We start from the raw sequence: 3,406 nt of genomic DNA, 5'->3' as shown, positions 1-3,406 counted from the left end.
CGGGCAGCTGCCGCTGCCCGGCAACCCCGGCGAGGTGAGCATTGGTGACGGCGCGGCCGACGTCGCCCAGGCGATGAACGGCGAGCAGGGGGTGCGGGTGAGCCCGCTGTCCATGGCACTCGCCGCCGCGGCCGTCGCCGACGGGACGTGGCACGCGCCGAGCCTGGTCCGCGAGGAGGGCCCCGCGGCGGTGGCGCCCTCAGAGCTGGACGAGGCCGACCTGGAGGTGGTCCGGGAGGGGATGCGCCAGGCGGTCGCCACCCGGATGCCGAGCCTGAACCTGTACGGCGAGGAGGTCTACGGGCAGGCAACCCGCACTGAGCAGGACGGGACGGCGCTGCACTGGTTCGTCGGCTACCAGGGTGACGTGGCCTTCGCGGTGCTGGCCGAGGTGGACCCGCAGGTGACTCTGCTGACACACCACGCGATGAACTCGACGGTGTCCTTCCTCGACTACCTGGCCAACGGCGCGCCCGAGCCGGTGACCCCGACCCCGACGGAGGGCGCGGGCGGTACGGGTGTGACCGGTGACGGAACCGGTGCCACGGGTGAGGGGACCGGCATCCCCGGTACGACCGGTACCAACGGCGTCCCCGGTACGACCGGCGACGGCGCGACCGATCCGACCGGGACCGCCTCGGGAACGGCCGGGGACACCACGGGCCAGCCGGGCTTCTGAGCGGCTTCGCATCCGAACGACCCTCCGGGCAACCCCCCGGAGGGTCGTTCGCGTCTTCCCCTATGACTGGGGCCGCGACAGGGGGTAGCGGCCCAGTGGAGACAGGACCTCATCTCGGGGGAGGCTCTGTCGGTTCCCAAGGTCGGCCCGACCCTGCCGACCGCCCCCGCGGGCAGCGTAGACCCGTCTTGCGTCCGCGCCCGCGGGGGTTTCTCCCTGTCCGGGGCGGCTCCCGGGAATCCACTTGGTGCCCACGGCGTTGTACCGGTAGAGTGATGCACGTCGAGCGCGCGTCGCTCGCGTGTCGGCCGCCCGGCGACGGGGGGCTTTGACAATTCCACAGGGGGTGATCGGTTTCGACTTTGGTAGTCGTTCCAGGGGAAGCGGGTCGAGGGTTGCGTTTGTGACCTCGTAAATCCTGCATTCGCTTAAATTCAAGTGCCAATAAGAAGCACTCCGAGTTCGCTCTCGCTGCCTAAGCGATAGTGACTCTGTCGGTCTGAGCTCGTCATCGGCCCAGGTACCGGCATCAGCTAGATGACTTACCGTCCGGATCAGGCCACGGGGCCCGGATGGGACATCTTCGTGGCTGGGCTCGTCAGCGATGTGTCTGTGTAAGCGCTGGGGCCGAGTAGAACGGCAGCACAGACTGCACCCGGAGAAGCCCTGGCTCGGTACTGAAGGACGCGGGTTCAATTCCCGCCACCTCCACTCGTCTTCGAGGCGACCCTGTTCGCAAGCTGCGCTTGCTCGCGGGGTCGTCTCGTCGTGTTTGCGGGGGTGGTCAGACGTGGATGACTCCCACGCGGCCGCCTGCCAGCTTCGTGATGTCGTCGGGGTCGGAGGTCGCCACGGCGACAGGGCCGGTTACGGACAACGCGGTCGCCACGACCACGGCGTCCAAGGCGTGGATGTGGCCACCCCTGATTCCCGAGTCTCTCAGCACCCTCTGGGCTGACCGGGCGATGTCCCGGGTCACGTCCAAGACGATCAGGCGGGACAGCACCCAGTCCATGCGGGCGGGGTGGACGCCGGTCGGGTCCGCCTCCGCGGTGGTGATGGCGGAGACCACCACACGGACCCCCTTGTTGTGGGCGGCCTTGACGCGTTCGGCCGTACGGGCATCCCCCCGGAGGAACAGAGACAGGGCCTGGGAGTCCAGGACCAGTGTCCCGCTCACTCGGAATCTCCCGTGCGGTCCCCGTGGAGCGCGGCCATCAGCTCCTCTCCTGCTTCTGTGACCCGTGCGGGATCCAACGGCCCGTGTTCGGCCTCGTGCGCGGCCACCAGTTCACCGAGCATGTCCTGTTCGATCTGCCGCTGTACGGCTTTCTCCACGTAGGCGGAGAAGCCACGTGGGTTCTTGACTCTGTGGAGGATCGCGCCCACGGTCCCCTCGTGCAGCGACACGGACTTGGTGACGGTCGGGCCCTCGCCGGGGGTGGGGTCTGTCGTAGTAGTCATGACCCTAGTCTAATGGAACTTCTATTAGAGCGCGGAGTTGGAGGGTGAGCAGGGGTTTCACTGGACGCCGATGACGCTTGGACCTGTGTCCTCATCGGTGCGGCCGGTGATGGCACAGGCCCCGGGCCAGGGGCGGCTTCCCGTGCACAGGGACCCGGACGTCTCCGTCCAGCGCGGGTCGGCCAGCCGTCAGTCGCAGGGGGCCGGGTCCAGGTCGTGGTCGCCCGGTGCGGGGTCGGGTGCGGTGGCCGCCAACTCCCGGGCCAGGGCGTCCACGTCCTCGCCCATCATCCGCCCCTGGACCGTCGGGTTGGGTCCCTCGTCCGCGAACCGGGGGGAACGGCCGCGCTCCCGCGCGTCCGTCACCCGGCCCCCGAGCTCGCCGTTGCCCACGACACCGTCGTCCGCGGGGACCGCGGAGTTGTTGTCCAACCCCAGCCACATTCCCGGCTGGCGCTCGTCCCCGGGAGAACACCGCTCATCCTCCCAGTCGATCGCCATGACGTACTGGTGTCCGGCCTCCAGCCGCGGCTGGTCCCCGACCCCCGAGGGCCTGTGGTTCTCCAGACCTCCGGTGAGGGTGTATCCCCAGGTGGAGTACTCGAAGATCTCGGGCACCGGGCGGGGCGGGTCGTCGGCCGACCACAGCCCCCGCCGCACGTCCAGGGTCACGTTCCGGCCGACGCCCACACCGGGTTCGGGATCCTCGTGCGGGGGCGGGACCGTCCTCTCGCTCACGACCCGGGCCAGGATGACGTGGTCGGCGTAGGTCACCCAGTCCCGCGCGGTCGACCCGGGCTTGCGGTAGCTGATGGCGGCCGACGTCCCGGATATCTCCCGGGGCCGGTCCTCGCGTGCCAGTACACCGGTCGTCGCGGCGGCGGAGCCGATCCCCACGGCGACCGCCGCGGCGACGGGCAGTGCCGTCTGGCGTACCTGGCGGATGAGCACCGGCCCGCTGTCGCGGGGAACCGGTTTCTTCGACGGAGCGGCGGGGCCGGGGGATGCCATGGAGACTCCTGCGTGGGGGCGTTGGTGGGGGCGCCTGCCGCGAATGCGGTCCTCGCGGGGCTTCTTCCTCGGGTGGGACGTCCCGCGGGCGTTCCGGGACCTCCGTTCACGGCAACCGATCCACGGTCACCGTGCGCGCCGTCCAGGCGCGCGCCCGACAGGCCGTCCCTCTCACGACCACCATCGTGCCGCACCGCGGGCCCGCCGGGGCGCTCAGGAACCCGTGTAGGCGCGGGCGAGGGCGTCGGCCTC

The 3,406-nt window shown here is 70.3% G+C and carries 4 protein-coding genes and 1 other RNA gene; 2 read left to right on the top strand and 3 right to left on the bottom strand.

The window, feature by feature from the left end; all coding sequences use genetic code 11:
• Both D471_RS0100365 and ssrA read left to right on the top strand, forming a co-directional pair.
• The coding region (locus D471_RS0100365; protein WP_026127269.1) for a penicillin-binding transpeptidase domain-containing protein at positions 1 to 679 on the top strand (679 nt) is incomplete at its 5' end.
• A 342-nt stretch (positions 680 to 1,021) separates the two neighbouring features.
• Positions 1,022 to 1,393: a transfer-messenger RNA gene (gene ssrA, locus D471_RS38085) on the top strand.
• A gap of 70 nt (positions 1,394 to 1,463) precedes the next feature.
• Here the strand turns inward: ssrA and D471_RS0100360 are convergent.
• From D471_RS0100360 to D471_RS37480, 3 genes are all read right to left on the bottom strand, one after another.
• Positions 1,464 to 1,859 carry a type II toxin-antitoxin system VapC family toxin gene (locus D471_RS0100360; protein ID WP_017596790.1) on the bottom strand — a complete coding sequence of 132 codons (396 nt, stop codon included), beginning with the start codon at positions 1,857 to 1,859 and terminating at the stop codon, positions 1,464 to 1,466.
• Positions 1,856 to 2,143, bottom strand: coding sequence for a hypothetical protein (locus D471_RS0100355; RefSeq protein ID WP_026127268.1), 288 nt, complete (start codon positions 2,141 to 2,143; stop codon positions 1,856 to 1,858). The genes D471_RS0100360 and D471_RS0100355 overlap by 4 nt, the downstream gene beginning before the upstream one ends.
• A 189-nt stretch (positions 2,144 to 2,332) precedes the next feature.
• Entirely contained in the window at positions 2,333 to 3,154 is an 822-nt protein-coding gene (locus D471_RS37480) for a hypothetical protein (RefSeq protein WP_017596788.1), read from the bottom strand.
• Between the last annotated feature and the right edge of the window lie 252 nt (positions 3,155 to 3,406).

The organism is Nocardiopsis lucentensis DSM 44048, assembly GCF_000341125.1.
GTDB lineage: Bacteria > Actinomycetota > Actinomycetes > Streptosporangiales > Streptosporangiaceae > Nocardiopsis > Nocardiopsis lucentensis.
Note: the sequence above shows the minus strand (reverse complement) of the source record. Positions and strands in the feature narration are given on the sequence as shown.